Raw genomic sequence first — 26,243 nt, forward strand, 5'->3', positions numbered from 1 at the left:
ACATCAGCTTGGAAGGCTGGAGTTTTACCATTAAACTACACCCGCATATATTATTTTATATCCCGAATGGTCGGGAAGACAGGATTCGAACCTGCGACCCCTTGGTCCCAAACCAAGTGCTCTACCAAGCTGAGCTACTTCCCGTAGTATGGCGCGCCCGAAAGGAGTCGAACCCATAACCTTCTGATCCGTAGTCAGACGCTCTATCCAATTGAGCTACGGGCGCAAATTTTTAAAAAAGACTTAATCAAATCTACAATCACCAACATCTTTATTGGTGCGGCCGAGAGGACTTGAACCTCCACGGGGTTGCCCCCACTAGGCCCTCAACCTAGCGCGTCTGCCATTCCGCCACGACCGCGTAAATTAAATTAGCGACAAGATTAATCATACCACTTATTTTTCAGTATTGCAACTGGTATATTGTGGTGCGGGTGAAGGGAGTCGAACCCCCACGCCTCGCGGCGCCAGATCCTAAGTCTGGTGCGTCTGCCAATTCCGCCACACCCGCATATAAAATGGTGAGCCATGAAGGACTCGAACCTTCGACCCTCTGATTAAAAGTCAGATGCTCTACCAACTGAGCTAATGGCTCATATAGGGATGGATCCCCATAATAAATTGAGCGTTCAGTCGTGTGCTCCGCAGAACTTTCGTTCCACTCCGCAACTCGCAGCAAATTCACAGAAGTGCTGCTCGTCTCTACCAACTGAGCTAATGGCTCAAAAGAAAATGGCTGGGCTAGCTGGATTCGAACCAACGAATGACGGAGTCAAAGTCCGTTGCCTTACCGCTTGGCTATAGCCCAAAATATAAAAGTGACCCCTACGGGATTCGAACCCGTGTTACCGCCGTGAAAGGGCGGTGTCTTAACCGCTTGACCAAGGGGCCATTAAAAATGCAGAGCGGAGAAGGAGGGATTTGAACCCTCGCGCCGGTTACCCGACCTACACCCTTAGCAGGGGCGCCTCTTCAGCCTCTTGAGTACTTCCCCATAATGGCTCCGCAGGTAGGACTCGAACCTACGACCGATCGGTTAACAGCCGATTGCTCTACCACTGAGCTACTGCGGAATAATAAGTATTTCCATACGCCTATATAGCAATTTGTGTCCCCGCCTCAGGAAGATCTGCAAGAAGCAGCTCGGCGTGTACAACTCGCAGTTTATTCAGGGAAGTGATGCTCGTCTCTACCACTGAGCTACTGCGGAATAATCAAATTAGCTAAACGCCAAGTTAGCAACTTTTTTAATTCACATGCCTCAGAATGCCTTAGCAATCTGCAGCTGGCGTATCAACGGATTTTGTTGTTCCTTCCGTCGACTCTTACCATTATAATGACGGTGCACCTCAATGTCAAGAATGATTGGCATATAAATTTTGGCTTTCCTTCCATCCTCTACTGCGCATGCATTTCGTTTACTTTTCGGAGTTCTCCTCTGCATTTTCCGCATACATATTTGGCTGTGTTTATGTTTCTCCTTCTTTTGAAAACAATTCTGCAGCTTGTGCATTCATAGACCACGATCTTCTTGCTTTTCTTCTTTACTCCGCTTTCGGGAAGCTGGCCACAAAACCTCGGCGCTCCGACTTTTTTCAACAACGCTCTGAAGTCCGCGTCCCTGTGCTTGTATCCTTTACCAAGCAGATGGAGGTGGTAGTGGCAAAGTTCATGTTTTATAATTCCGACCAATTCGTCATAGCCCAACTGTTCCAAATACCGTTTGTTTATTTCGATATTATGGGTTTTCAAAAGGTACCTTCCGCCTGTTGTGCGTAACCTGGAATTAAAAACAGCTTTGTGCAGGAAGGGCAAGCCAAATTGCTCCTGTGATATTTTTTCCGTCAATTCCTGAAGTTCCTGGTTATCCATCCGCAATTCGCCACCTCTTTCTGTTGAACATGACAACCTATTATAGCATAGAATAGAAAAACATTAAGGTACGCAGGGAGGGCACTTGAATGCCAACATGGTTCCAAAACAGGATGAGGCGGGCATTTTATGAAAAGAATCGCTATCAGATTAAACTGCTTAACCAATGCTGGTTCTTCTATAGAAGGAAACATCCATCCTAACTCCCAATTATCATCCAAAACACCTCAAAAAAAAGACGTGCCCGCAATTCCCAGGCACGCCATTTTTACATTGTAGTACACATACATAGCTAAATCTTCATTGGCTTAGCCTAAAATTAGTTAGTGATCCCCTTCGCCAATTCAAGTGGGATCATTGTTATGTTTTTTATTGATCACCTTTTGCCGATTCAGGCTGGATCATCGTTAAGGAGACACGGCCTTTTTGTTTATCGACTGAATCAACCCACACAGTGACGACGTCCCCGACAGAAACGACATCAAGTGGATGCTTGACAAATCGCTTCCTTAGCTTGCTTATATGGACGAGGCCATCCTGTTTGACGCCAACGTCTACAAAAGCGCCGAAATCTACAACATTCCTTACTGTCCCTTGAAGTTCCATTCCTGGTTGGAGGTCCTCGAGTTTTAACACATCTTTTTTAAGCAATGGAGCATCTAGTTCATCACGAGGATCCCGTTCGGGCCGGATAAGGGCATCGATAATGTCCTTCAACGTGATTTCCCCAATTTCAAGCTCTTCAGCCACTTTTCCGTGATCGAGTTGTCCCAATGCTTCTTTCAGCCGGTCACTGCCAAGGTCGGTTGTCGTAAAACCAAGGCTTCCGAGCAGTTTTTTCACCGCGTTATAATTTTCAGGGTGGATGCCAGTCCGGTCCATGGGTTCTGCCCCATCCAGGATGCGAAGGAAGCCGATTGCCTGCTCATACGTCTTGGCGCCAAGGCGCGGAATTTTCTTCAATTGGGAGCGGTTGACGAATTTCCCTTCTTCCTCACGCTGCTTGACAATGTTCGCGGCGGTTGTTTTCGTCAGGCCGGCTACATATTGGAGCAGGGAAGGCGAGGCTGTGTTCACGTTCACTCCTACCTGGTTAACTGCCGTTTCGACGACAAAATGGAGAGATTCCGACAGTCTCTTTTGCGAAACGTCATGCTGGTATTGGCCAACACCGACCGATTTCGGATCGATTTTAACAAGCTCCGCAAGAGGATCCTGCAGGCGCCTCCCAATGGAAACCGCACTCCGCTCTTCTACCTGCAAATGCGGGAATTCCTCACGGGCCAGGTCAGAAGCCGAGTAGACACTTGCGCCCGCTTCGTTGACAATTAAATAGTATATTTCCTGGTTCACTTCTTTAAGGATATCGGCTACGAATTGCTCTGTTTCCCTTGAAGCAGTCCCGTTTCCGATTGCAACCATTTCAACTTTGTAGCCGGATAAGATGGCCATGAATTTTTCTTTCGCTTCGCGGCGTTTTGATACTGGCGGATGCGGATAAATCACATCTGTTTTTAGCAATTTGCCCGTATCATCGATGACAGCTAGCTTGCACCCTGTACGGTAGGCAGGATCGACGGCCAGAACCACTTTGCCCTTTAGCGGCGGCTGAAGCAGCAGTTTGCGGAGGTTTTCGGCGAAAATGTGGATGGCCTGTTCCTCCGCCTTTTCAGTTAACTCGTTGCGGATTTCCCTTTCGATTGAAGGCTGGATAAGCCGTTTGTACCCATCCTCGATTGCTTCAGTGACGACAGGTGCAGAAGGCGAGTGGACTTTTCCAATCCATTTCTTTGTTAAATAGTTCATGATTGAATCTGTCCCAGCTTTTATCGCGACTCGGAGAATTTCATCCTTTTCCCCACGGTTCAGGGCAAGGATTCGGTGAGGGACGATTTTGCTGACAGGTTCTTCATAGTCGTAATACATTTCAAACACTTTCTTTTCATCCTTTTCGGCGTCCTTGACCGCCGAGACGACCGACCCGGTCTTGAACATTTCCGTTCGAATCCACTTCCTGCTTTCCGCGTCATCCGACACGCGCTCGGCAATTATATCCTTGGCGCCGACAATGGCATCCTCGATTGAAAGGACGCCCATCTCTTCGGATAAAAACTCTCCAGCCTTGTCCTCAACGGAACCAGTTGAAAAAGTGAGAAGCCAGTCCGCAAGCGGTTCAAGCCCCTTTTCCTTGGCAACCGTCGCCTTTGTACGCCGCTTTTGCTTGTACGGCCTGTACAAATCTTCCAGCTCCTGGAGTTTTGTCGCTTTTTCTATTTGTTCGGCCAATTCATCTGTTAATTTTCCCTGCTCTGTAATGGAGCGAAGGATTTCTTCTTTCCTTTGCCCAAGGTTTTGCAGGTATTGCCATCTTTCCATTATGTTACGGATTTGCACTTCATCAAGCGCGCCCGTCTGTTCTTTTCTGTAACGGGCGATGAAAGGTACCGTGTTTCCTTCGCTGACGAGCGACATGACATTGTGGACCTGCTTAAGGGACAGTCCCTGTTCCTTGGCAATCAGTTTTGCGAATTCATCGTTCTTTGTGATGGTTTCATTCACTAACCATTCCTCCACTCTTTCTTGCTTCCTTTCTATTGTATCAAACTATCGGGATTGGAAGAAACACAGGAGTAGATGTTGGATACAAAAACTGCCAAACGGGAGGTGTAGCGAATGTACCGGAAACGCTTGGCATTGTCCCTTTTAATTTGTCTAGTTCCAGCGCCCAGCGCCTAGTGTACTTCGGTCCCCTCGCTACGATAAGTCAACATCGATTCGCATGTGCTCATCGTGTTTCCTTTATCTCCATCGGAGCCCTCCAGTCCATACGGCGCTAAACGGACGCTTACACTTTTCTTCAAAAAGCAAAGGAGCCTGCAATTACTGCAGGCTCCCGATAATAAAGGTCGCGTCATCTGATTTCGTTGGATATTTGCGTTTGATTTCGTCGGCGATCATGGTGACGGGGAAGAGGCCCTTCAGGAGGGTTTTTACTCCCTGAAAATCATATCCATCCGAAAAAATCAGGAATTTGGAATGGGGATCATAGGAAAAGCGCTGTGTATGGTAGGTTTGCGGTTTTCCAGACAGGTAGCCTGTGACTGGGAGGGGATAGGTCAGCTTTCCTTTTGAGGAATACAAAAAGAAGCGGATGTTCCCTACGCAGCTATATACAAACTCCCTTGCATGGAAATAGACTTTCAGTACGGAAACCGCTGCTCCCCTTTTATTGGCAAGGGCATCATTGCAAAATTTCATTAAAGTTTCCACGTCTTCATGGTGGTTTTTTTCCACCGCCAGGACAACCGCGTTCGATGCTTCGTAGGCGTATTGGCCGCTTCCAAGGCCATCGGCGAGTACACATACGAAATAGTCATCGGTCGCAACGAAGAAGTAGCTGTCCCCGCATTGGGATTTTCCTTCTTTGGCTGTTTGATGCGCATAAACCTCAATGTTGTCTTTTACAAGATGGTTCATGAAAGACACTCCGAGTTATTGGCCTCCGCATGGATCGCTTCCTGCAGCTTTTTAATTGCCCGCCTTTGCAAGCGGGATACATGCATTTGGGATATGCCAAGCTTGTCGCCAGCATCCTTTTGGCTCATATTCTCCAGGTAGGTGTACTGAATGATTTTCTTTTCACGGTCATTGAGGACGTGGAGGACTTTTTCAAGGACCAGCCTTTGGTTGATCTTTTCGTACCCTTCGTCTACACTGCCGACGATATCAAGCAGGGTGACAGTACCTCCATCCGAATCCGCTTCGATTGAATGATCAACGGAAAGGGCCTGGTAGCTTTTGCCCATTTCCATCGCCTCAAGCACTTCTTCTTCGGAAACCTCAAGGGCTTCGGCGATCTCGATTACCTTCGGGGAACGGTGGAGCTTGGTGGTCAGTTCCTCGACTGTTGTTTTAATTTTCGGGCCAAGCTCTTTGATCCTTCTAGGAACATGGACACTCCATGTCTTATCCCTTAGGAATCGCTTGATTTCCCCTATAATCGTCGGTACAGCGAATGCTTCGAAACTTTTCCCGAACGATTCGTCATATCTTCTGATTGCCCCAAGAAGGCCGATCATTCCCACTTGAAAAATATCTTCATGGAATGAGCGCCCTTTGGAATATTTACGCGCGATTGTTTCAACAAGATTTTTGTAGTGAAGGACCAGCTGCTCCTGGGCATCGTTATCCTGATGGAGCTGATACGCTTTGATTAGTTCATTTATTTCCTGTTTCCCGGAGGAGTTAGGTTGAGATTGTTTCGACATCCGTCTCCACCTGCTCTCCTTCAAGGTACTTGGTCATGAAGACCGTTACACCTTCTTTATGGTGAATCCTTACTTCATCCATAAGCGTTTCAATCAGGTAAAGCCCTAAGCCTCCTTCACGCAAAAACTCCACGGAATCATTGTCTTCATACCGGCCAAGGCCCTGCCTTGCCGACTCGAAATCAAAACTTTGCCCGTTATCAGCGACCATCACTTCAAGCCGGTCCTGATAGAGGCCGAAACCGACAATCACTTCGCCCTGGTCCTTGTTCTTGTAAGCATGCTGGACAGCATTCGTGCACGCTTCACTCGTCGCAATTTTCAAATCTTCCAAATCATCATATGAAAATCCCATCCGGCTCGCGATGCCGGAAAGTGTAAGGCGAATGACTCCTACATATTCGGGCTTGGCCGGGATTTTCATTTCAATATAGTCAAACGCCTGGCTCATTGCACTCCACCCTCTATCTGGCTATTTATATCTATGATGTCAGCCAGACCTGTAATTTCAAAAAGTCTGATTAACCGTTCCGATAACCCAACCAGCTTGAACTCGCCGTTGTGGCTGCGGACCGATTTGAATACGCCAACGATAACTCCAAGGCCTGTACTGTCCATATAGGATACTTCCGAAAGATCGATCACCATTTTGACGCCGTCTTTTTCCGATAGCGGAAATACCGTTTCACGAAGCTTCGGTGCCGTATAGGCATCTATTTCGCCGTTTACATATATTTCAACAAAATCATTGGATTCATTAACATCTAATTTGATATCCACTTTGACCCACCCCTTGTCTATTTACTAACCACTTAAACACTTTACCCGTTAGCGTGGCTGTTAAACGCTCCTTTTCAGGATAATCAGAGTAAAATCATCCCTTAATTGGAAATCCTGGAGCCTTTCAAGGTCTTTGTAAATATTGTTCACGATTTCCTGCGCATCCAGATGGATATATTTACGGATATAGCCAATAAGGGCATCCCGCTCAAGGAAGCCTTCCTCCGTCCGGCATTCCGTTACCCCATCCGACATAAGGATGATCATATCGCCCGGATTGATAAGGCGTTCGAACTGCTGATACTTCGTTTTTTTGTCTATGCCCAAAAGAAGCCCTTTCGCTTCCATTTCCGTAAATTCGCTTGTTTTCGCATTATAGTAAAATCCCGGCTCGTGTCCGGCCGAAGAATAATAAAAAATATGATTGCCCGGATTGTACATTCCGTAAAACATTGTGATGAACATGCTAGGATCAACGTTTTGCTCGACAACCCTGTTCAGGCTTTCAAGGACCATATTGGGGGCATGCCTGTTTTCCGGGAGGCTGTCCATCGCATACTTGATCATCGACATGCACAACGCGGCCGGAATCCCTTTGCCAATGACATCGGCGATCGCAACGTTCACACACTGGTTGTCATCCAGCACAAAATGGAAATAATCTCCATTCATATGCCTTGCCGGAACGCTTATTGCACCAATATCCATTCCTTCGACTTTCGGAATGGATGTCCCAAGGAGTGTTTGCTGGACATTCGCCGCTATTTCCATTTCAGTGCGGAATTCCATTTGCTTGTTCCTCAGGCTTTGGTGTTCCCTGTAGGCAAGCCCATAACCAACCATTACTTCCAAAAGTACGTCAAAAGAATGGATTACACTTTCAGGTATGGTGGGATAAAGGTCAAGCAAGAGGCTTTTATGAAGGCTTACGATTTCCTCCGGGGAAATTTTCTTCTCAATCAATTCCCTGCTTAACTTCTGCCCTTGGTACAAGATTTGTTCGGATTGGTCTTTCAGGTATTCGGTCAAAATATTCCGATACTGCGATTCCATTCTTTCCCGCAAATCCATCTTTCATCCCCCTAACGGAGCCATTTCACTGCTCTTATATCCGTTCCTTTACCAGGCGAAGAGAGGATGTCGAATTCATCCATTAGCCGTTTCACTCCAGGAAGGCCAGCTCCAAGGCCGCCGGAAGTCGAAAAGCCGTCCTCCATAACCTGCCTGATATCATTGATTCCGGGACCGCTGTCCACAGCAATCACCTTAAGGCCTGATTTTGGGCCGTCATAAATTTTCTCTATGCAAATTTGGCCCTGGCCCGCATATAGGTATATATTTCTCGCCAGCTCACTTATTGCAGTTGTAATTCTCGCCTGGTCCACAGTTCCGAACCCAAGCTCTCGGGCAACATTGCGGCCAAGCTGGCGTGCAGCCACAATGTCCCACTCATTTAGGATCTTTACACAGGATTGGATGCCCATTTAGCTAATCCCCCAATTCCTGTTGTAATTTCTCCAAACCTTTTTCTAAGTCTAATGCCGTTAGGACATCCTCCAATCCAATTCCCAGTTCAATCAGCGTAATTGCAACCGCTGGCTGGATCCCTGTAATAACGACCTTGGCTCCCATCAGTTTGGACATGCTTATCACATCGCCTAGCACTTTGGCGATGAAGGAGTCGATAAAATCGATCGAGGTAATATCAATTACAACCCCGTTGGCACTCGTTTCGTGGATTTTGTGGAGCAAATCCTCCTGAAATTGGAGGGCTGTCTGATCATCCAACTCCCATTGAATGGAAACAAGCAAGCAATCATGCAGCTTTAAAATAGGTATCCTCATTCTCATTATGCACCCTCCACGTTAATAATTTTCCGATTGGTCAGTTCCAAGGCGGCTTCAACGCCTTTTTTCAATGTATTTTTAGTCGTGAATTGGTTCAGGTCAATTCCAAGGTTAACAATGGTTTGTGCGATTTCCGGCCTGATGCCGACAAGCATGCATTTTGCCCCCACAAGGCGAACCGCTTCGGCAGCCTGGATAATATGATGGGCGACCATTGTATCGACAACCGGTACACCTGTAATATCGATTAATACTACCTCGGAACGGTGCTTGACGACGCCTGTCAGAAGGTTTTCCATAATTTGCTTTGCTCGTTCTGTGTCGATTGTGCCAACAAGCGGCATAACCGTAATTTTTTCAAAGACAGGAATAAGCGGCGCTGACAGCTCCTGGAGCGCGATTTTTTGAAGGGAGACGGTCCGTTCCCACGTCCTCGAATAAATATCGACCACTTCGTTTTGCAACGGGCTGATCCAGCGGTCAAATGCATAGACAAGGTCCATCTGGTTTTCGGCAGTTACATATCCTCTTTCCTGCATGCCTTCGAAAAGCATTTTGCTGAATGTCCTGACGCCTTCTATTACAAAGTGAAGCGGCCAGCCAAGCCTCACTACTTTTTCGGCAAATTCACTCAGCCTGAAACGGAACTCTTCCTTCGAACCCCCGAGGCTTGAGCCAATGAGTTCAATAAACTCTGAGCTCGTCCCATTAAAGACTTGTTCAGAGACCAACTTTAGTACCCGTTCGTCCCCCTCTGTCTTCATCCTGTCCATCCATTCATTTGCAAGCTCACTCTTTTGTGCTCTCAAATAGTCCAATATTAGGTTCTCCATTAGTCCTCCCTGCTTTTCCGGACGCTTCCTCCGCATTTTTTATCCAAAAAAGCGCTACTCATTATAATTTGCCACAAAAAATTCAAATAATTGTCTTATCTCAATTAAATGATAACAATAGTAAACCGTCAATTCCAAACTATCCGTTTTACTATTTAAACGGCTTATGCCGAAACGTTTTAAACGACTATGTTTTATACCCTAATCTTAACCGGGATAAACCCGCTTTTTTAAAATCAGAAAATGAAAATATTGGATGTTGATTCCGCTGCGGGACCCTATTTTCGAGTAGAAGCCAAAATAAAAAGGCGGCCCCCTTTGGGAGAGCCTGCCTGAATCAAAATGTTCAATATGAGGTGGTTATGTAGAATACGCCCATAAAGAGCGTAAAGGTTAAAACTCGATAAGACCCAGGCTAATCTGCAAGGCTTCATCCACTTTTTCCATCATCTCGTCATCAAGGTGGGTAATCTTATCCGTCAGTCTCTGTTTATCAATTGTACGGATCTGCTCAAGCAGGATGACTGAATCCCGTTCAAAACCATAGCGCTTCGCATCGATTTCAACATGGGTTGGCAGCTTTGCCTTTTGGATTTGGGCCGTGATAGCTGCAATGATTACTGTGGGACTAAACCGATTCCCTATGTCGTTTTGGATGACAAGTACAGGCCGGACGCCGCCTTGTTCGGAACCGACAACCGGGGATAGGTCCGCAAAATAAACGTCACCACGTTTAACAATCAAAGGATTATCCTCCGCTTACAAGACGTTCAACAGTGTGTTCCGCCTCATATTCTGCGAGGAATGCTTCCGATGCAATCGTCAAATTGATTTTGGCCATCTCCATGTAGCCCCGCCTCATGGCTTCGCGAATCTGTCTTTTTTTCTTTTCGCGTAAATAAGCCTTTGTTGCCTGGTAAATAAATTCGCTGCGGTTCACATTTTCAAGCTTAACGATTCCGTCCAACTCGGTTAAAAGATGTTGCGGCAATTTTACCAGGATTTCCGTTGTTGCGCCAGTCTCTGACACAAGCTACACCTCCACCATCACTATAAAGACCGTTTATTCCGCCACTATGAGCGGGAAAAGCCATTTTCTTTTTTAAAAGAGGCACTTCTATTGTTTCCGGTTTCGGCCGGACAAGAAGTCGCCATATTTTCTACCAGTTTTAATAATACCATGATTCGCATGGCTTGCAAAGCCAATTCCGTAATCAACATGTAGTATTGGCAAAAAAATTCGGTTTTAATCCATTAATTCGCCAGCAAATTGTTTCGAAGCCCGAGCATTTCCCCATTTTTCTTATACAGGCGCGGAACCCTGTTCGAAATGATGCAAGGAATTTCATAATTGATCGTGCCGAGGTTGTGGGCGATTTCGTCAATGCCGACAAATTCATCCCCCTGCTTGCCGATTAAAATGACTTCCGTACCGGGTGGCGCATAGTCCTCCAATCTCACCATGCATTGATCCATGCAAATCCTGCCGACAATCGGTGCCCGTTTTCCGCCAACAAGGACTTCCTGGCCCTGCAGCTGCCTGATCCAACCGTCTGCATAACCGATTGGTATTGTCGCAATCCATTCGTCGCCGGCTGCTTCATACGTGGCACCATAGCTGACCTTTTCTCCCTTTTTCAATTTCTTGACATGGACGATCCGTGAGTGCAGCGAAAAAGCTTCATGCAAGTTGGCCGGCACCTCGTCCTTCATTTCCGGGGAGGGAGAAAGCCCGTACATTGCAATGCCCAGCCGAATGGCATTGAACCTTGCTTCCGGGAATCTTATCGCCGCTGCGCTATTGCTCGCATGAACAAGGCTTGGGCGCGCGCTGAGTGTTTCAAGCAAACGCTCGAATTCCTCGAGCTGATGGCGGAAGTAGTCCGTTCCGGCTTCATCGGCCGTGGCGAAATGGGTAAATACCCCTTCAAGCTTAAATCTGCCGTCCTTCTGGATTAACTCCTCCGCCTTCTTCAATTCCGCGGCATCCCTGAAGCCAATCCGGCCCATTCCCGTATCCACTTTAATATGAATGGAAAGAGGATATTCACCGAGGTGGGCCGAAGCTTCCTCAAGCCATTCATAACTGAATGCCGTGACAGTAAGCTTGTTCCTAGCGGCCACTTTGACATCCTCCGGCCTAGTCGCCCCAAGAATCAAAATGGGTGCGCTAATCCCTTTTTTCCTTAACGCCAGGGCCTCATCCAAAAAGGCAACCGCCAAATAGCTTGCGCCAGCGGCAAGAGCTGTTTCCGCGACTTCCACCCCTCCATGCCCATATGCATTTGCTTTTACAACGGCAATGACCTCAACCTTATCGGGTAAAAGCTTTCTGATAGAAGAGATATTTCGTTCAATCTGGCCCAAATCGATTTCAGCCCATGTATCCCTAAAGAAAAAGCCGTCCTTTTCCATATTGTCACTTCCCTGGCATTGATTCGTTTTTTCTGATTTCATTATTCTATCATAAAGGATGCCAAGCACTACAAAAAACACAAATGGTATCTTCCTCCACCGCTTCCAATTCAGAAAAGCGGAAACGCGAAATAGTCCTTAATGCAAAAGGCGGACCCATTACCGGGCCCGCCTGAAACAATCGGGAAAGTTTCCTATTTTGACATTTCTCCTTGTACAGCCATCGCCAGGGATGCCATTTCTTCCTTTGTCAAATCATTGGAAGCAATCATGTAGTCTACCCCATCCTGGGACCAGCTTAACGAGTGGTTTGTGATTGCGCCAATTGTAAAGCCAAGGTCGACCGGCTCGCCGTTTGCATCAATCGGATAGGATGCCGAAGCAGGTTCCGCAACCCTTTTCTCCTGGACGAGCGTAAATGTTTTGGCACCGCCATATGTTAAAATAACCCGTTTTCCATCCTCGATTGCAATCTCTTTTTCCTTTTGCAGAGTCACTCCCTCAAGTAGTTCGGCCGGGTATTTGACCGTAAAGGATGTATCCTGGTTTGCCGCTCCAGCCATTACAGGGGCGCCAATCTGGGCCCTCGTCATATTTTTCTTCATTTCAAAATCATCTTTGTCAAAGCTCACATTGAATTTCACCTTTGAAAATTCAACAGTGACAAGTGCGTTCCTGTCAGCATCCATAACCCTGACAATGGCCGGAGAAAGATCCTTCTTATTGAATTTTATTTCCTGGGTCGGAAGCATATGGTTGTTTTGATAACGTGTTTTTGTTTCAAACACATAATAATCCTTTGTTGATGAAAATTTCGCCTCTTTGTCGGCGACGATATCTTTTACAAGCGATTCATACAGGTAAGCCTGGCTGCTGTTTTTAGGCCAGTCGCTCTGGAAACGGAAGCTTTTCTTCAATGCCGGCGTCAGGACAAAGACCCCTTCATCGTTTCTGAGAATCATTTGGCTCTGGTCCTTTTTGGCATTTTTCAAATTCACGCGATAGTAGGAAGGATCTTTATGCCAAATTTCCACTTTATACACTTGCGGCTTGGAACCCATTGACAGCGTCATCGTTGCATTCGCCTTATACCCTGAAAGCTTTTCCAGTTTACCCGCGAGCTGCTCCCGGACGGACTCCTGCGATTTCGAACCGCAGGCGGACAGGGCCAAAACAGCCAGCAACCCGGCAATAACGAGCAACACCCTTTTCCCCATTCTTTCAACCCCTTCTGTTCTCATATCATCGTTTTGGGAAGTCGGCATCCGGTCGCCCTGCTGCCTGTCTTCCCCGTGTCATTATGAATATATGAGACAACCATGGACAATATGTTAACGAATGAATTGAATTATGGGCTGGCCATTTGGGCGGATCTTTTTTAAAAAAAGAAGAGCCGGTTTAGCTCTCCTCGATGACAACATAGGCTGCTGCGTATTCCTTTGTGTGGGTGATGGAAAGGTGGGCATTCGACCCTACGGGGAGGGCGAAATACGGTTTTCCCAGGGTATCCTTGGCTATTTCGATATCCTGGAAGGAGAGTGAAGTGCCAATGCCGGTGCCGAGTGCTTTGGCAAATGCCTCTTTCGCCGCGAACCTGCCCGCTAGGTATTCAGCCCTTCTTCCATCCGGCAGCTGACTGTATTCCTCTTTTTCTCTCACGGTCAATATCCGGTCGGGAAACCGCCCCTGCTTTTCTAAAAGTTCTCTTATCCGGCCGATTTCAATTAAATCGATTCCAATTCCTTTTATCATTGTCCAACTTCCTTCTAACAGCTAGTTTGCAAGCATACGATTTACCTGAATGGATTTGTATGTGACTTCCGGCTAAGATGATAGTATCGCTTAATTCCGCAGTCATAGGAGGGCCCCCATGTTTACAAGAACCGAAAGCTTCAGCCAGTTCATCCGTTATTATCCGGTCGTATCTGCCATTGTCGCCATTAATCTGATTTTTTATCTCGCCACTGTTCTTCCTTTTTTCCCAAACTATTGGTTTATCTCGACCTTTACAGGCGTAAATCTTTATATCGCGGAGGGGGAGTTTTGGAGGCTTGCCACTCCTATATTCATGCATGCAGGTTTCTCCCACGTCCTGTTCAATAGCTTTTCGCTTGTCCTCTTTGGCCCGGGGCTGGAAAGGATTCTCGGCGGCGTTAAGTTTTTGGCAGTGTATTTCATATCCGGCATTGCCGCCAACTTCGCGACATTTCTCCTTGAACCGATGACCTTTACCCATGTTGGCTCGAGCGGTGCCATTTTTGGATTGTTCGGGTATTATATCGCGATGGTGGTTCTGAAGAAAAGAACCATGTCACGACAGGACAGCCAGGTCATCATGACAATTGCCGCGATTAGTGTCGTCATGACGTTCCTCCAGCCCAACATCAATATTACCGCCCATTTGTTCGGGCTATTGGCAGGGTTCCTGCTCGGCGCGGGGGCAGGCCGTAAATAAACATCCGTATAGTCGCCCTGCTAAGGGCCCTGCCATCCTGGCTTACGAACATTCCTTGGCCGAACTTGATAACCAATTGTATATGGCGATTGCATCCGCGGACTCGGCATCCTGCACTCCCCCGCCGGAAAATCCTGTGCCGGATTTGATGTACGCATCAATCCTGGCCAGCTGTTTCTTCCTTTGAAAATAACTTTCTCTAATGTCGATCGCTTGAATTTTATTTTTTTGCATGTGAATGATTGTTCTTCCCAGCATTCTCTTCCTGAAGGAAAGCTGTTCCTTTTTTATTTCCCAGCCGGCGGCCTTAAAGCGGGCATACGCCCATAGAGCTGCCGCAGCGGGAACAAGAATGGCCAAATTACCCCATGGCTGGAAAAACCAAGCCGCAAAGGCAGCTGGCGGAAGAGTGAAAATTAAACTTCTGAACAAATATCTCCATAACGACCTCCGGGGCACAGGAGTAAAATGGGCATTAAAATGATAATTCCCTAAATGCCCGCCAAGTACCGCTTCAATCTCCTCTAGCTTCACAAGCGGGAGGAGCATGATTCGGGCGCTGTCCTTGTCAAGGGCGGCCCCGCCTGCACTATCGACGTGTACTGCCGCATATCCAAGCAACTCCCTAACCGGGTTTTGTGAAATTTGCACGGCCTGGATTCGCTTAAGCGGGATGGTAATTCTCCTTTTTTCCAAAAGCCCCCGCGAAATCACCAATTCTTCCTCTGTTTTTTCAACCGAATAATTCCCGTACTTTACCATCATCCCAGCGATTGCAAGCAGCCAGGCGGCAAGCAATGTGATGAAAATGAGAATGCTGATAAAAACCATTCCATTTGAAATCAGGTTTTCAAACTCTTTAAAAACCTTTTTATAAGGGATCATTTCTTCAAATTGGAATATGAAGGCCAGCACCGCCGAGATAACGACCCCAGCACCTCCCGAGGTGGTTGCCATGAGAAAGAGTCTTGAAATTGGCAGTGAATAAATTGGGCGGTTGGTTGGCCGGAACTCATTCCCGGCCTCATCAAGAGCATGTTTTCCTTTGCCCGCCGCAATTGCTCCCTCCAATAAGGAGGCATCCCGCTTCGTAATCGCAGATAAAACAGCTTCTGGGTCTTCCGTTCCGGCTCCCCCTCCGGCCGTTTCAATCTTTATTTGGACAAGGCCGAACGGGCGCTGCAGTATTCCCTCTGTCCGGTCCACACTTTGAATCCTCTCCAACGGAATATACCTTTTCTTCCTAATGAGTACGCCATACTCAAGACGCAGTTCATTTCCCTCGACCGCATATGTGAACCGCAGCCATGAAAGGATTCCCGTAACGAAAGCAATTAAAATTCCAACTCCGGCAGCCACATAATAAAAAACATCCCATCCCGCCCTGGTTCCCAAAAAGAGAAACGCCGCAAATGGGACAATTATTCCTTTAATTTGCCTGATGACGTTGATAACGGCCGCAACAGGATGAAGCCTTTTCGGTTCAAACATCATCGTCCGCCACCCTCGCAAGCATTGAAATTTGTTTTCGCAACGCTTCTGCTTCGTCCTCTTCTAGAGCAGGTATTTCATGGATGGTTGCCGCTGTGGCGACCACCACGGTTGAAAGGCCATACCTCCGCAATATCGGCCCCTGGAATGTATCGACATGCTGGACCCTTGCCATCGGCACAAGGGAGCGCCTGATCACAAAAATGCCCTGCTGAAGTTCAATTTCCTGCTCCCTGACCTCATAACGCCAGCGCTTCCATTTTAACGGTGGGAACACAACTACCATAAAAGCGGTAATAGCCACCGCAATTAAAAAGAGGGTAAGGGGAATCCAAAGCGGCCAGTCAAACAACCTGGCAAGGCCAGCTGCAAGTGCAGTTGGAATCCAGATGAACAAGGTACCAAACGCTCCCCCTATCCGCCAAACCTTGAGTGCTTTCCGTGAAATTCGATTCTCCGGCTGTAAGATCATCTTTATCCTCCGATTATTATTCTGTATCCAGTATACCGAAGGAATTTCATTGCTGCACTTACTTACTTGATTAAGAATGAAGCCTGGTCGATGATTTCAACGCTTGGTTCGTTCCTTATTTCTTCCATAAGCCTGAACAGGGCGGCATCCTTTTCCTTTGCTTCTATCATGCAATCAATTTTCGGTACGGACCCTTTTACTTTTTGTAAAAAGCCCAAAAACATCTTGCAGTCGATATACCCGGCATGGGCCCTGAACTCACTTTCCGACTTCGGGCTTGAAATATGCATCTTAATGGGGAGCGTTGACGATGACCATGTATTTATTACCCTTTCCCACTCATCCTCCCAGCCAGCCCCGCCATTATGGGCAAGATGGTGATGGTAGTCGAATACACATGGGATGCCAAGCTTTTCACACAAATAGAGGCATTCTTTTAAAGTAAACGTTGTATCATCATTTTCAAGCATAATCATCTCCTGCAGATGTCGATGAAGAAAGCCCCAATTATGGATAAATAGCTCCAAAGCCTTTTCCTTGTCGTTATACCCGCCGCCAATATGGACGACACAGCGGTGCAAAGGGGGGATTTCCATTTCTTTTAATATGCGGTAGTGCATTGCGAGTGTCTGTATGGACGTTTTTAAAATATCCTTCTTATTTGTATTCAGGACAACAAAATGGTCCGGATGGAAATCAATTCGCGATGGATGCTCTTTTAAAAAGGCTGCTATATTCTTAAAACCCTCCTCTAAAGGGGTTATGTAATCCCAATCGGATAGTTCCTCGTGGTTAGCGAGGGGGATAAGCCGCGAACTAAGCCGGAAAAAATGGATGTCATTTGCCAGGTTATGCCTGAGAAGCCGGAGGCAATTGGCAAGGTTGGAAAGGGCAATCCGTTCCAGTTTCCTGATTGCCGCTTCCCTGTCCTTAAGCCGCCTGAATTGGGCGAACGTCATTGTTTGTGATGGGGAGCAATGCTCTACAATTGTGCTCATCGCCACGTATCCGAGCCTGATAACGGTCATTTGGCATCCCTCCAATTTAAGCTTTGTATTATTTTCGCCACAAAAACACAAATCAAGCTCCCAAAAAGAAACTGGAAACAAAAAACACAGGCCCCAATCGGGAACCTGTGCCTTAGACATTATTATTTATTGTAGCTGCGAGGCTTGCCGCCGGTACGCTTTTCGTATGGGCGTTTTTCGCCGTAACGGCCAGAACCTTTGCGGCGGTCATAACCGCCTTTGGAATCCCCGCGGCCGCCTCTGTTGAAAGGCTTACGATCGCGATCCCTTCTTTGTGGAAGAGGTGCTTCCTCAGTCAGTTTTACAGGAGTTTGGTCTGGCTCCTTCGTCAGCATTTTCAGAACAGCTGCGACGACAGTCGAAGCATCATGGTTTTCAAGAAGCTCAGCGGCAGCTTGCTTGTAGTATTGAAGATTATTGGACTCAATTGTTTGTTCAATCCGCTCGACAACCGCTTTTTGCTGCCCTTCAAGCGCTTCATCAAGGGTTGGCGGCTTCATTCTTTCCATCTTGCGCTTTGTTGTCCTCTCAACTACTGCTAGATAGGACTTTTCACGCGGCGTGATGAAGGTTAAAGCTACGCCTGTTTTGCCCGCACGCCCTGTCCTTCCGATCCTGTGGACATATGATTCCGGATCCTGCGGGATATCAAAATTGTATACATGGGTAACGCCTGAAATATCCAGTCCACGAGCGGCAACATCTGTCGCTACAAGGACATCGATGGAACCTTCTTTGAATTTCCTTAACACAGAAATACGTTTTGCCTGTGTAAGGTCCCCATGGATTCCCTCAGCCGTATAGCCCCTGAGCGTCAACGCCTCGGCAAGCTCATCAACACGGCGCTTCGTCCGGCCGAATACAATCGCCAGTTCCGGCGATTGGATATCAAGAAGCCTTGTCAGGACATCGAATTTATTCTTTTCCTGCACTTCGAGATAATACTGTTCAATTGATGGGACAGTCATTTCCTTTGCTTTTACACGGACAATCTGCGGGTCCTTCATGAACTTTTCGGCCATCCTCTGGATAGGTGCCGGCATAGTGGCAGAGAACAGCAGCGTTTGGCGCTCAGCAGGAATCTCGGCGAGGATTGATTCAATATCTTCAATGAAGCCCATGTTCAACATTTCATCCGCTTCATCAAGGATGGCTGTATGAACCTGGTCAAGGCGCATGGTCTTTCTGTTGATATGGTCGAGAACACGCCCTGGAGTACCGACAATGATATGCGGGCCTTTTTTCAATGAACGGATTTGGCGGCTAATGTCCTGCCCCCCATAAATAGGAAGTACTTGAATTCGTTTGCCGGCGCCAATTTTGTAAAGCTCCTCGGACACCTGGATGGCAAGCTCACGGGTTGGGGCAATGATGATACCCTGGATGGCATGGTTGGAAGGGTTGATTTTTTCAACGAGAGGAATCCCGAAGGCAGCGGTTTTCCCTGTTCCCGTTTGGGCCTGCCCGATAAGGTCCTTGTTTTCCAGGCTCAACGGAATGGTTTCCGCCTGGATGGGGGTTGCTTCTTCAAAGCCCATTTTAAGGACAGCTTTTAACGTTTGTTGGCTAATGCCTAATTCTTCAAACTTTATCAATGTTTTCATTCTCCTTCATGTGTTGCTGTAAATATGTTATGCGTGCAGAAAAACGTCCCGAATCCACATTCCGTTTTCATTTCTCTATTTTAGCAAAAAAAAGACATTCTCCCAAAGGAGTATGCCCTGTAATGACTACTTTTTAGACACGTTGGTGCTTATCATACCATTTCCGGCCTGATAATGCAATGAAGCAAACCTGCGCTAACAGGATTCCGGGAGCGCAGGTATGCCCTCCAGAAAGTCGTCTACCTGGGAAAAAAGGGCAGCTTTTTCCCGGCAATGGCAAATATGGTGGGCTGATTCTTTTATATAGGCCAACTTTTTTTGGTCTGAGGGTATTGTTTCATACAAAAACTCAGCGCTCTTGGGAGGAACAAGTCCATCCATCTCCCCCTGGGCAATAAACGTTGGCGCTTTAATCAGTGATAATTGGGGCCTTATAAAAGCAACCAGCTTCCTGAACTGCAGGGCTGAGGACAGTGGCGTTTCAGTTATTTTTCGTTTATAGCGCGAAAATAATTCATTTTCCTCCAAGGTTCCGTTAATTAGGTCCCTCGCCATTTCCCTTAATTCAGCAGCCATCTGCCTTGGGTTAAGGTAATAAGCGGCGGCGCTCAGGAGGACGAGCCTATCCACTTTATAATTTGCGGCAAGGTATCCCGCAATCAATCCGCCCATCGAAAAACCAATTACATATACTTCATCACACCGCTCGGCGAGTTCAAGGTATTCCTTTTCGGCACAAGCAATCCATTCCTTGAATTTTATCCCTCTTAGTGAAAGGGTTTCCCCATGCCCAGGCAAGGTTGGAATCCGAAATGCCCAATCGGGATGCCTGCTTTTAAGATAATCGGCAAGCGGTTCGACTTCATACGGCGCGCCTGTAAAACCATGGATGCATAAACAGCCTATCATGCCTGATCACTCCGGTTGCTTCAAGTTGAATAAATTAACGGCTTTCCTCCTTCTGTAGGGAGGCGACCACTTCTTCCAACCTCATTCCCCTAGAAGCTTTAAACAAAACCAGCGTTTGGGAATTTGTATGCTTTTTTATTTCATTGCTTAGCTTTTCCTTATCTTCAAAGGCATAAACCCTCTCCTGCCCCAGAACCTTCCTCGCTCCATCAGCAATCAGGGAACCAAGCTTCCCGTAGGTAAAGACGAGATCAATTTTCTCAGGGTCAAGCATTTCCCCAATCTTATGGTGATATTCCTTTTCAAGCGGGCCTAATTCGAGCATATCCCCAAGTACAAGGATTTTTTTCGCATATCCACCCAAATTGGCGACCAGTTCAATGGCCGCACTCATTGATGTCGGGCTTGCATTATAGGCATCGTTAATGATTTTTTCGCCATTTTGTCCTTCCGACAGCTCCATCCTCATCTGTGTCAGCCTAACTGATTTAAGGCCTTCTGCCATTTCCTCGAATGACACCGAGAAGTGGCGGGCAACAAGCATGGCGGCCATTGCATTCATAATATTGTGCGTTCCGAGAACAGGCAGGTAAAAACGCTTTCCCGAAAGGTTCACACGGAATTCGTTCCCATGAGCCGATTGGGTAATTTCAACCGGGTACATATCATTTGATTCACTGCGGCCAAATGTTTGCATATTGATGCCACTTCCCATCCCGGGTACCCTATCCATTAGAAGCGGCTCGTCCCCATTCAGGACAGCGATTCCACCTTCCTTCAACCCTTCAAGGATTTCAAGCTTTGCTTCGGCAATGCCTTCCCTAGATCCAAGGTCAAGTAAATGGGATTCGCCAATATTCGTAATAATGACAGCCTCGGGTAGTGCCAGCCTCGTCAGAAAGGAAATTTCTCCTCTGCTGCTCATCCCCATTTCAAGGACAGCCACTTCCGTATCCACATCCAAATTTAATATCGTGAGCGGAAGGCCTAGATGGTTGTTGTAGTTGCCTTCCGTTTTTTGCACTTTGTACTTTGCCGAAAGGAGGCTTGCCGCCATATCCTTTGTCGTTGTTTTTCCGTTGCTGCCTGTAACCCCGACTACTTTAACGCCAAGCTGTCGGCGGTAGCTCCTTGCCAGCTCCTGAAGCGCTTCAAGGCAGTCTTCCACAATCAGGACCGGAAGGCCTTGCGGTGGATTCGGGACATCCTTCTGCCAAAGGGCGGCGGCTGCGCCATTTTCAATTGCGCTTGCCACAAAGTTATGGCCATCAACCTTTTCACCTTTAAATGGGATGAATAAATTGCCCTTCTTTATTATCCGGGTATTGATGCAAACTCCGCTTACCAAGGTTTCTCCAAATGGTGATACATCATTGAGCACAGAAATCATTTTTGTAATTTCGTTAATCGTTTTCCGAATCAATCGGATTACCTCCTAATAAAGACCGGGCGATGCAACTTGGCCCAAAGATCGGATAGCCTTAAAAAGGACACCGCTATTGAAGTGTCCCGCCCGCCATTTCCTTAAAATGTATATTTGATGTTTTGTTTCTCCGCATGCCTTTCAAGTGCCAGTTTAACAAGCCTCTCTATAAGTTCCGGATATTCAACCCCTGTATGTTTCCAAAGCAGCGGGAACATACTGAACGGCGTGAAACCAGGCATCGTATTTATTTCATTGATTAATACTGCACCATTTTCGGCCAGGAAGAAGTCCGCCCTTACGAGTCCCGAGCAATCAAGCGACTTGAAGGCTCTGATTGCCATTTCCTTGATACGCTCGTATGTTTTGCCATCAATATCTGCTGGTATGATAAGAGCTGTGTCTCCGTCCTCGTATTTCGCCTTGTAATCATAGAAATCCGTTTTCGGAACAATTTCACCAGCAACGGAAACTTCTGGATTGTCATTGCCAAGTACGCCTACTTCGATTTCCCTGGCAGTAACGCCGACTTCAACAATTACCTTCCTGTCAAAAAGGAAAGCTTCCACAAACGCCTGCTCCAGTTCGCCGCGGTTCCTGCATTTGCTGATCCCGACACTGGAGCCGAGATTAGCAGGCTTTACAAAACATGGGTAGCCAAGCTTCTGCTCAACTTTTTCATAGGCTCCTGCCTTATCCGTCTCCCAGTCACTTCTGATGAAGGACGTGTAATCGACTTGCGCAAGGCCTGCTTCGGCAAAAATATTTTTCATCATTACTTTATCCATACCCGCAGCCGATGCGAGAACGCCATTCCCAACATAAGGAAGGTTCAATAATTCCAACAGCCCCTGGACAGTACCATCCTCTCCATTCGGCCCATGCAAAAGCGGGAAAATAACATCAAGTCCGCCTTCATTTTCATTGCCCGCAAAAATGGCCGGGGCAAGCTTTCCTTCTTCCGCTTCAGGTGAAAATTCAAGCTCTTTTACGGAGCTGATCGGCCCCTGAAGCTGCGGGCCTTTCACCCACTTTCCTTCTTCCGTGATATAAATCGGAAAAATATCGAATTTCTCGACATCAAGTGCTTTGATAACAGCCATTGCGGTTTGCAATGATACTTTATGCTCCGCGGATTTCCCGCCATATAGTAATCCTAATCTTGTTTTCATACCGTAACCTCCGTAAATTAATGCCCATGGGCAAATACAATTAAAATAATTTTCGTTAGTATATGATTCTGGCTTTCCTATTTTACCATCATCGAAAGGAAGATAGGTACGATATCGTTTTGTCTCTTACCAGTTTATGAAGGCGCCAGCCCGGCCAAAAACTCTAATCGCAAAACTGTCATTTCCCCGGCAAGGAAGTTCCTTATTATATAGTATGATTGGGTGGGCTACCTGCCTCATCACGGACATGCCTGATATTCTTTTATTTGCAAAGCCAACTCTATTATGTAGACTGGTGGAAATATCGTGGACTAGTTCCCGGCCGGATCAACTAACGAAAAGTCTCCAGTCCCTTGTTTTTTTATCAAAAACGAGTTTCGCATGGCATGGTTTCCTGACCGATCTGCTATAGGCTTCCGCCATGTCGTCCATATTTGCGAAATCGCCGATAACCCAAATTGGGATCTCAACCCTTCCCCTTTGAGTATCGGCATCCCTGATTGAAATGCAGATACCTTCCTTCATAAAAGAAGTCAGGGAGAGGAGCAGCTCCTTGTTCAAAATCGGATAAGAACGTTTTTTCCGGATTCCAAATAGGGTTTTTTCCACTTTCAAATCACCCAGCTTCAAAGGAATCACATAGCTAAGCATCGTAAAAAAGTCCATTAGGCTTCGATAATATGTCTTATTGAACCAGCCATCGTCATGGGCAAGGTAAACGAACCGATTGCCCAGCTGATTGTAAAATGGAGGCTTTAAATGCTGTTTGATATGGCCCAGGTACAGCAGCTCGGCAATATCATGGCCGTTCAGTTCGTTCAAGGCTTCCTCTTCATCAAAATCAACCCAGCAAAAGTCCCCATACCCATTTACGTCATCATGGGCAAGCTTTGCGATTTTATCTCTCGGTACATATTCAAACCGTGTGTGGCGGTTGTATTCCCCATCCTCGAATTGATGTTTCAATAAAAGGAGATGATTTGCAAAGCCTGAAAAAGCAGCGGTGAATTCACTGAATTCAATGCCGCAGGACATGACATATTGGGCTTGCTGGTTTAAATGGACATAGATGAGGTCACGTACGTCCCGGTGGTGCTTTTTCAAAGGCAAACTCCTCCAATCTGTATTAAAGTTCCCTTCCCATCATAACAAAATCCGGGAGAAAATTCGCATTTCAATTCGTTTACAAATATAAGGGTAAGATTATGAACAAAGTTCCCTCAGACTACCTGCCTATTTACACAAAATTTTGGGAATCCTGTGACAGAAACAGCCAACGAGCTGGCCTTTTTTCGTTTTATCATTTTCAATTCAGCGTCTATTTTCATATAATGAATGATGGCGGCAAGGCTGCCGGAAAGGAGCGTGAGCGCATGATAAAGAACATGACAGGGAATGAGATTACCCTTCAGGTAATCAAAGCCATCAAAGAAAACAAAAAGAAGGACTTCGAAGCGATTCTTGATGAACTCCAGCCTTATGACGTGGCCAAGCTTTATGAAGGCTTCCCGGAAAAACACAAGACACGCTTCCTCCTTTTCCTGAACCCGCATCTTCTCGCAGATTTACTTGAGGAGCTCGATACAGAGGAGCAGCATGAAGTACTGAATAAACTGGGGATTGAAAAGACAAGCAAAGTCCTTGACCTAATGGATAATGACGACCTTGCCTCCCTCCTTGAAGAGCTATCACCAGATAGAATAGCCGCCCTGCTTTCCGGAATGAAAAAAGAAGAGTCAAAAATCGTCCGGGATATCATGAACTATCCGCCAGAAACAGCGGGTAGGCTAATGACGAACCGGTTTGTCTGGATCAGGAATTACTATACAGTCCGGGATGCCGTCGGCAAGCTCAAGTCATTTGCCGAGTTTGCCGAAACCCTCAATTATTTATATGTAATCGATGACCAAAGGCGCCTCGTAGGCGTAGTTTCCTACCGCGACCTGCTTATTGCGGACGCGGATGAGGTCATTAATACTATTATGTACGAACGGGTCATATCCGTATCCGATATGATGGACCAGGAAGAAGTTGCAAGGATGATCGAACGGTATGACTTCATGGCCATTCCGGTCGTGAACTCAGAGAATGTACTGGTCGGGATTGTTACAGTTGATGATATTATCGACGTTGTGATCCAGGAGGCGAACGAAGACATCGAAAAACTGTCGGCCTCGGGAAAATCAATCGATTTTGACACGAAGGCATTCGTTGCAGCCTACAGAAGGCTTCCCTGGCTCATACTTCTCCTTTTTATAGGCCTGGTCTCTGGAAAGATTATCAGTTCTTATTCCGAAACCTTGGAAAAAGCAGTTAACCTTGCATTCTTCATGCCAATGATTTCCGGCATGACCGGGAATACCGGAACACAGTCGCTTGCGGTTGTCGTCCGGGGGCTGGTTTCAAATGATATTGACAAAAAGGTTATCGCCCGCCTGATCGGAAGGGAACTTGGGGTCGGCCTGCTCATTGGCTTGACGTGCTCCATCCTTATTTCTGTTATCGCCTATGTTTGGCAGGGAAACTTCATACTGGGCATGGTTGTCGGGAGTTCACTTTTCCTGACATTGATTATCGGAACACTCGCGGGAACGGTCATCCCAATCGTCCTCTATCATTTTAAAATTGACCCAGCGGTTGCTTCGGGGCCGCTCATCACCACTTTGAACGATATTTTTTCACTCATTACCTATTTTGGGATCGCCACATTGTTCTTACACAAGCTAATGTAAAGGGGCAGCCGCCCCTTTTCATGCATTGTTTTTCAGCGGGGAAATAACCAATAAATGGTGCTTCAATACGGTGATGGCCACCGGTGTTTCATGGTAAACCTCCCCATCCGTATCCGCTCCCATCGATTCTTCCGTCTGAATGGTGATTTCCTTTCCACTGCAATGGAACAGCTCATTCGCCGGACTGCCACTACCCATTGTGACGTCCGTGGCGAGCAATTCCCTTATAAGGGCCAAATTCGTATTTTTGATAACAAAAACATTCACCGTCCCGTCATCCACTTCAATATGCTGAAAAGGAAGCTGGTTAGTCCCGATAAACCTTCCATTTGCCACAAGGACCATTACTGCTTCTCCTTCAAACTGCTCTCCATCACAGTCTATTTTATACCGGAATGGTTCCATCTCCCTCATTGTCCTTATTGTGCTTAGGTAATAGCTAACTTTTCCTAACAACGCTTTTTCGGTTTCTTTTATATTGTTGGAGGCCTCTGTCACGAGTCCAACGCCTAAGAAATTGAGAGCAAACCCGCTGTTAATTTTCATGACGTCAATGGGGACAAGGTTCCCCTTATTAATCTCCTCCGCCGCCTTCTGGATGTCCTGCGGAATGCCGAGAGTCCTCGTAAAATCATTGCATGTCCCTCCAGGTAAAATGGCCAGAATCGGCCTTTTCTCCAGGGAAGAAAGCCCATTGATGCATTCATGGACAGTTCCATCCCCGCCCAGGATGATGACAAGATCGGCCGACTTTCCATAATTGGCACAAAGCTCCCCGGCATGGCCGGGCCACTCCGTTTTTAAAAGCAACAATTCTTCAATGGCGGGGCTGAGAACGGGGATACATTCACCCAACGTTTTCTGGATGTCCTTTTGTCCGGCGTTACCGTTATAAATCAGGACTGCCCGTTTAAATTTCGCCATGCCCTTCCCTCCTGTTA

General features: G+C 46.8%; 27 protein-coding genes and 9 tRNA genes. 3 read left to right on the plus strand and 33 right to left on the minus strand.

Annotated elements, in window-relative coordinates; genetic code table 11:
- Window positions 1–67: 67 nt before the first annotated feature.
- The 10 genes from RB160_RS22575 to RB160_RS22620 all read right to left on the minus strand — a co-directional run bounded on the left by RB160_RS22575 (window position 68) and on the right by RB160_RS22620 (window position 1,872).
- Window positions 68–144 (minus strand) — tRNA-Pro (locus RB160_RS22575).
- Between the two features lie 5 nt (window positions 145–149).
- A tRNA-Arg gene (locus tag RB160_RS22580) sits at window positions 150–226 on the minus strand.
- Between the two features lie 49 nt (window positions 227–275).
- A tRNA-Leu gene (locus tag RB160_RS22585) sits at window positions 276–361 on the minus strand.
- Between the two features lie 65 nt (window positions 362–426).
- A tRNA-Leu gene (locus tag RB160_RS22590) sits at window positions 427–511 on the minus strand.
- 8 nt (window positions 512–519) lie between these two features.
- Window positions 520–595 (minus strand) — tRNA-Lys (locus tag RB160_RS22595).
- A gap of 138 nt (window positions 596–733) precedes the next feature.
- Window positions 734–808: transfer RNA gene (locus RB160_RS22600), tRNA-Gln, on the minus strand.
- Window positions 809–819: 11 nt separating this feature from the next.
- Window positions 820–891 (minus strand) — tRNA-Glu (locus RB160_RS22605).
- 15 nt (window positions 892–906) lie between these two features.
- Window positions 907–994, minus strand: a tRNA-Ser gene (locus tag RB160_RS22610).
- A gap of 4 nt (window positions 995–998) precedes the next feature.
- A tRNA-Asn gene (locus RB160_RS22615) sits at window positions 999–1,073 on the minus strand.
- 325 nt (window positions 1,074–1,398) lie between these two features.
- Window positions 1,399–1,872 carry a SprT family protein gene (locus RB160_RS22620; protein ID WP_316572725.1) on the minus strand — a complete coding sequence of 158 codons (474 nt, stop codon included), beginning with the start codon at window positions 1,870–1,872 and terminating at the stop codon, window positions 1,399–1,401.
- Between the two features lie 89 nt (window positions 1,873–1,961).
- On the opposite strand from RB160_RS22620, the gene cmpA reads away from it, so the two are divergent.
- Window positions 1,962–2,075 (plus strand): cortex morphogenetic protein CmpA, encoded by a 114-nt coding sequence (gene cmpA, locus RB160_RS22625; protein WP_316572726.1) that lies wholly within the window; start codon window positions 1,962–1,964, stop codon window positions 2,073–2,075.
- A 166-nt stretch (window positions 2,076–2,241) separates the two neighbouring features.
- On the opposite strand, the gene RB160_RS22630 is transcribed toward cmpA, so the two are convergent.
- The 14 genes from RB160_RS22630 to acpS form a co-directional block, all read right to left on the minus strand.
- Entirely contained in the window at window positions 2,242–4,419 is a 2,178-nt protein-coding gene (locus RB160_RS22630; protein WP_396954767.1) for a Tex family protein, read from the minus strand.
- A 333-nt stretch (window positions 4,420–4,752) separates the two neighbouring features.
- Window positions 4,753–5,349, minus strand: a complete 597-nt coding sequence (locus RB160_RS22635; protein ID WP_316572727.1) for a PP2C family serine/threonine-protein phosphatase — start codon at window positions 5,347–5,349, stop codon at window positions 4,753–4,755.
- Window positions 5,346–6,140, minus strand: coding sequence for an RNA polymerase sigma factor SigB (gene sigB / locus RB160_RS22640; protein ID WP_316572728.1), 795 nt, complete (start codon window positions 6,138–6,140; stop codon window positions 5,346–5,348). Before sigB ends, RB160_RS22635 begins: the two co-directional genes overlap by 4 nt.
- Window positions 6,118–6,591 carry an anti-sigma B factor RsbW gene (gene rsbW, locus RB160_RS22645; protein ID WP_316572729.1) on the minus strand — a complete coding sequence of 158 codons (474 nt, stop codon included), beginning with the start codon at window positions 6,589–6,591 and terminating at the stop codon, window positions 6,118–6,120. The genes sigB and rsbW overlap by 23 nt, the downstream gene beginning before the upstream one ends.
- Complete coding sequence (locus tag RB160_RS22650; RefSeq protein ID WP_053364856.1) at window positions 6,588–6,920, minus strand: anti-sigma factor antagonist; 333 nt, start codon at window positions 6,918–6,920, stop codon at window positions 6,588–6,590. The genes rsbW and RB160_RS22650 overlap by 4 nt, the downstream gene beginning before the upstream one ends.
- A gap of 60 nt (window positions 6,921–6,980) precedes the next feature.
- The gene (locus RB160_RS22655) at window positions 6,981–7,991 is read right to left on the minus strand and encodes a PP2C family protein-serine/threonine phosphatase (protein WP_316572730.1); all 1,011 of its coding nucleotides are present in this window, start codon (window positions 7,989–7,991) and stop codon (window positions 6,981–6,983) included.
- A gap of 11 nt (window positions 7,992–8,002) precedes the next feature.
- Complete coding sequence (locus tag RB160_RS22660) at window positions 8,003–8,404, minus strand: anti-sigma regulatory factor (protein ID WP_053364854.1); 402 nt, start codon at window positions 8,402–8,404, stop codon at window positions 8,003–8,005.
- 4 nt (window positions 8,405–8,408) lie between these two features.
- The gene (locus tag RB160_RS22665; protein WP_027324001.1) at window positions 8,409–8,765 is read right to left on the minus strand and encodes an STAS domain-containing protein; all 357 of its coding nucleotides are present in this window, start codon (window positions 8,763–8,765) and stop codon (window positions 8,409–8,411) included.
- 5 nt (window positions 8,766–8,770) lie between these two features.
- Window positions 8,771–9,601: an RsbT co-antagonist protein RsbRA gene (locus RB160_RS22670; protein ID WP_316572731.1), complete on the minus strand. Its 831-nt coding sequence runs from the start codon at window positions 9,599–9,601 to the stop codon at window positions 8,771–8,773.
- Between the two features lie 393 nt (window positions 9,602–9,994).
- Complete coding sequence (ndoA, locus tag RB160_RS22675; RefSeq protein ID WP_019156408.1) at window positions 9,995–10,345, minus strand: type II toxin-antitoxin system endoribonuclease NdoA; 351 nt, start codon at window positions 10,343–10,345, stop codon at window positions 9,995–9,997.
- Between the two features lie 4 nt (window positions 10,346–10,349).
- Window positions 10,350–10,631: a CopG family ribbon-helix-helix protein gene (locus tag RB160_RS22680; protein ID WP_053364852.1), complete on the minus strand. Its 282-nt coding sequence runs from the start codon at window positions 10,629–10,631 to the stop codon at window positions 10,350–10,352.
- A 224-nt stretch (window positions 10,632–10,855) separates the two neighbouring features.
- The gene (gene alr, locus RB160_RS22685; RefSeq protein WP_316572768.1) at window positions 10,856–12,016 is read right to left on the minus strand and encodes an alanine racemase; all 1,161 of its coding nucleotides are present in this window, start codon (window positions 12,014–12,016) and stop codon (window positions 10,856–10,858) included.
- 194 nt (window positions 12,017–12,210) lie between these two features.
- Window positions 12,211–13,233 carry a LolA family protein gene (locus tag RB160_RS22690; RefSeq protein ID WP_316572732.1) on the minus strand — a complete coding sequence of 341 codons (1,023 nt, stop codon included), beginning with the start codon at window positions 13,231–13,233 and terminating at the stop codon, window positions 12,211–12,213.
- 181 nt (window positions 13,234–13,414) lie between these two features.
- Window positions 13,415–13,768: a holo-ACP synthase gene (gene acpS / locus RB160_RS22695; protein WP_316572733.1), complete on the minus strand. Its 354-nt coding sequence runs from the start codon at window positions 13,766–13,768 to the stop codon at window positions 13,415–13,417.
- 118 nt (window positions 13,769–13,886) lie between these two features.
- Here acpS and RB160_RS22700 point away from each other — a divergent pair, with 118 nt between their 5' ends.
- On the plus strand, window positions 13,887–14,471 hold the full coding sequence (locus tag RB160_RS22700) for a rhomboid family intramembrane serine protease (RefSeq protein ID WP_316572734.1): 585 nt from the start codon (window positions 13,887–13,889) through the stop codon (window positions 14,469–14,471).
- A gap of 42 nt (window positions 14,472–14,513) precedes the next feature.
- Here RB160_RS22700 and RB160_RS22705 read toward each other — a convergent pair whose 3' ends face one another.
- From RB160_RS22705 to RB160_RS22740, 8 genes are all read right to left on the minus strand, one after another.
- Window positions 14,514–15,965, minus strand: coding sequence for a PH domain-containing protein (locus tag RB160_RS22705; protein ID WP_316572735.1), 1,452 nt, complete (start codon window positions 15,963–15,965; stop codon window positions 14,514–14,516).
- Window positions 15,955–16,434 (minus strand): PH domain-containing protein, encoded by a 480-nt coding sequence (locus RB160_RS22710; RefSeq protein ID WP_316572736.1) that lies wholly within the window; start codon window positions 16,432–16,434, stop codon window positions 15,955–15,957. Before RB160_RS22710 ends, RB160_RS22705 begins: the two co-directional genes overlap by 11 nt.
- A 62-nt stretch (window positions 16,435–16,496) precedes the next feature.
- Window positions 16,497–17,462 (minus strand): UV DNA damage repair endonuclease UvsE, encoded by a 966-nt coding sequence (gene uvsE / locus RB160_RS22715; RefSeq protein ID WP_316572737.1) that lies wholly within the window; start codon window positions 17,460–17,462, stop codon window positions 16,497–16,499.
- 122 nt (window positions 17,463–17,584) lie between these two features.
- A complete protein-coding gene (gene cshA, locus RB160_RS22720) occupies window positions 17,585–19,066 on the minus strand; it encodes a degradosome RNA helicase CshA (protein ID WP_396954765.1) in 1,482 nt (493 codons plus the stop codon).
- Window positions 19,067–19,261: 195 nt separating this feature from the next.
- Entirely contained in the window at window positions 19,262–19,975 is a 714-nt protein-coding gene (locus tag RB160_RS22725; RefSeq protein WP_316572738.1) for an alpha/beta hydrolase, read from the minus strand.
- A 34-nt stretch (window positions 19,976–20,009) separates the two neighbouring features.
- The gene (locus tag RB160_RS22730) at window positions 20,010–21,398 is read right to left on the minus strand and encodes a UDP-N-acetylmuramoyl-tripeptide--D-alanyl-D-alanine ligase (protein ID WP_316572739.1); all 1,389 of its coding nucleotides are present in this window, start codon (window positions 21,396–21,398) and stop codon (window positions 20,010–20,012) included.
- 101 nt (window positions 21,399–21,499) lie between these two features.
- Window positions 21,500–22,570: a D-alanine--D-alanine ligase gene (locus tag RB160_RS22735; RefSeq protein ID WP_316572740.1), complete on the minus strand. Its 1,071-nt coding sequence runs from the start codon at window positions 22,568–22,570 to the stop codon at window positions 21,500–21,502.
- Between the two features lie 327 nt (window positions 22,571–22,897).
- Window positions 22,898–23,674 (minus strand): hypothetical protein, encoded by a 777-nt coding sequence (locus tag RB160_RS22740; protein ID WP_316572741.1) that lies wholly within the window; start codon window positions 23,672–23,674, stop codon window positions 22,898–22,900.
- Window positions 23,675–23,943: 269 nt separating this feature from the next.
- Between RB160_RS22740 and mgtE the strand changes: the two genes are divergently transcribed.
- Window positions 23,944–25,302: a magnesium transporter gene (gene mgtE / locus RB160_RS22745; RefSeq protein ID WP_316572742.1), complete on the plus strand. Its 1,359-nt coding sequence runs from the start codon at window positions 23,944–23,946 to the stop codon at window positions 25,300–25,302.
- A gap of 18 nt (window positions 25,303–25,320) precedes the next feature.
- Here the strand turns inward: mgtE and RB160_RS22750 are convergent, their stop codons facing one another.
- A complete protein-coding gene (locus tag RB160_RS22750) occupies window positions 25,321–26,226 on the minus strand; it encodes a diacylglycerol/lipid kinase family protein (protein ID WP_316572743.1) in 906 nt (301 codons plus the stop codon).
- Between the last annotated feature and the right edge of the window lie 17 nt (window positions 26,227–26,243).

Source organism: Neobacillus sp. YIM B06451 (genome assembly GCF_032667185.1).
Lineage (GTDB): Bacteria > Bacillota > Bacilli > Bacillales > Cytobacillaceae > Bacillus_D.

Excerpts from the sequence above, each read along its gene's own strand:
- RB160_RS22725 (WP_316572738.1), bottom strand. The coding sequence starts at position 19,975 with ATGATAGGCTGTTTATGCATCCATGGTTTTACAGGCGCGCCGTATGAA.
- RB160_RS22735 (WP_316572740.1), bottom strand. The coding sequence starts at position 22,570 with ATGAAAACAAGATTAGGATTACTATATGGCGGGAAATCCGCGGAGCAT.
- RB160_RS22700 (WP_316572734.1), top strand. The coding sequence starts at position 13,887 with ATGTTTACAAGAACCGAAAGCTTCAGCCAGTTCATCCGTTATTATCCG.
- uvsE (WP_316572737.1), bottom strand. The coding sequence starts at position 17,462 with ATGACCGTTATCAGGCTCGGATACGTGGCGATGAGCACAATTGTAGAG.
- RB160_RS22660 (WP_053364854.1), bottom strand. The coding sequence starts at position 8,404 with ATGGGCATCCAATCCTGTGTAAAGATCCTAAATGAGTGGGACATTGTG.
- cshA (WP_396954765.1), bottom strand. The coding sequence starts at position 19,066 with ATGAAAACATTGATAAAGTTTGAAGAATTAGGCATTAGCCAACAAACG.
- RB160_RS22635 (WP_316572727.1), bottom strand. The coding sequence starts at position 5,349 with ATGAACCATCTTGTAAAAGACAACATTGAGGTTTATGCGCATCAAACA.
- RB160_RS22705 (WP_316572735.1), bottom strand. The coding sequence starts at position 15,965 with ATGATGTTTGAACCGAAAAGGCTTCATCCTGTTGCGGCCGTTATCAAC.
- RB160_RS22620 (WP_316572725.1), bottom strand. The coding sequence starts at position 1,872 with ATGGATAACCAGGAACTTCAGGAATTGACGGAAAAAATATCACAGGAG.
- RB160_RS22655 (WP_316572730.1), bottom strand. The coding sequence starts at position 7,991 with ATGGATTTGCGGGAAAGAATGGAATCGCAGTATCGGAATATTTTGACC.
- RB160_RS22690 (WP_316572732.1), bottom strand. The coding sequence starts at position 13,233 with ATGGGGAAAAGGGTGTTGCTCGTTATTGCCGGGTTGCTGGCTGTTTTG.
- mgtE (WP_316572742.1), top strand. The coding sequence starts at position 23,944 with ATGATAAAGAACATGACAGGGAATGAGATTACCCTTCAGGTAATCAAA.
- acpS (WP_316572733.1), bottom strand. The coding sequence starts at position 13,768 with ATGATAAAAGGAATTGGAATCGATTTAATTGAAATCGGCCGGATAAGA.
- rsbW (WP_316572729.1), bottom strand. The coding sequence starts at position 6,591 with ATGAGCCAGGCGTTTGACTATATTGAAATGAAAATCCCGGCCAAGCCC.
- cmpA (WP_316572726.1), top strand. The coding sequence starts at position 1,962 with ATGCCAACATGGTTCCAAAACAGGATGAGGCGGGCATTTTATGAAAAG.
- RB160_RS22750 (WP_316572743.1), bottom strand. The coding sequence starts at position 26,226 with ATGGCGAAATTTAAACGGGCAGTCCTGATTTATAACGGTAACGCCGGA.
- sigB (WP_316572728.1), bottom strand. The coding sequence starts at position 6,140 with ATGTCGAAACAATCTCAACCTAACTCCTCCGGGAAACAGGAAATAAAT.
- RB160_RS22665 (WP_027324001.1), bottom strand. The coding sequence starts at position 8,765 with ATGAGGATACCTATTTTAAAGCTGCATGATTGCTTGCTTGTTTCCATT.
- RB160_RS22710 (WP_316572736.1), bottom strand. The coding sequence starts at position 16,434 with ATGATCTTACAGCCGGAGAATCGAATTTCACGGAAAGCACTCAAGGTT.
- RB160_RS22670 (WP_316572731.1), bottom strand. The coding sequence starts at position 9,601 with ATGGAGAACCTAATATTGGACTATTTGAGAGCACAAAAGAGTGAGCTT.
- alr (WP_316572768.1), bottom strand. The coding sequence starts at position 12,016 with ATGGAAAAGGACGGCTTTTTCTTTAGGGATACATGGGCTGAAATCGAT.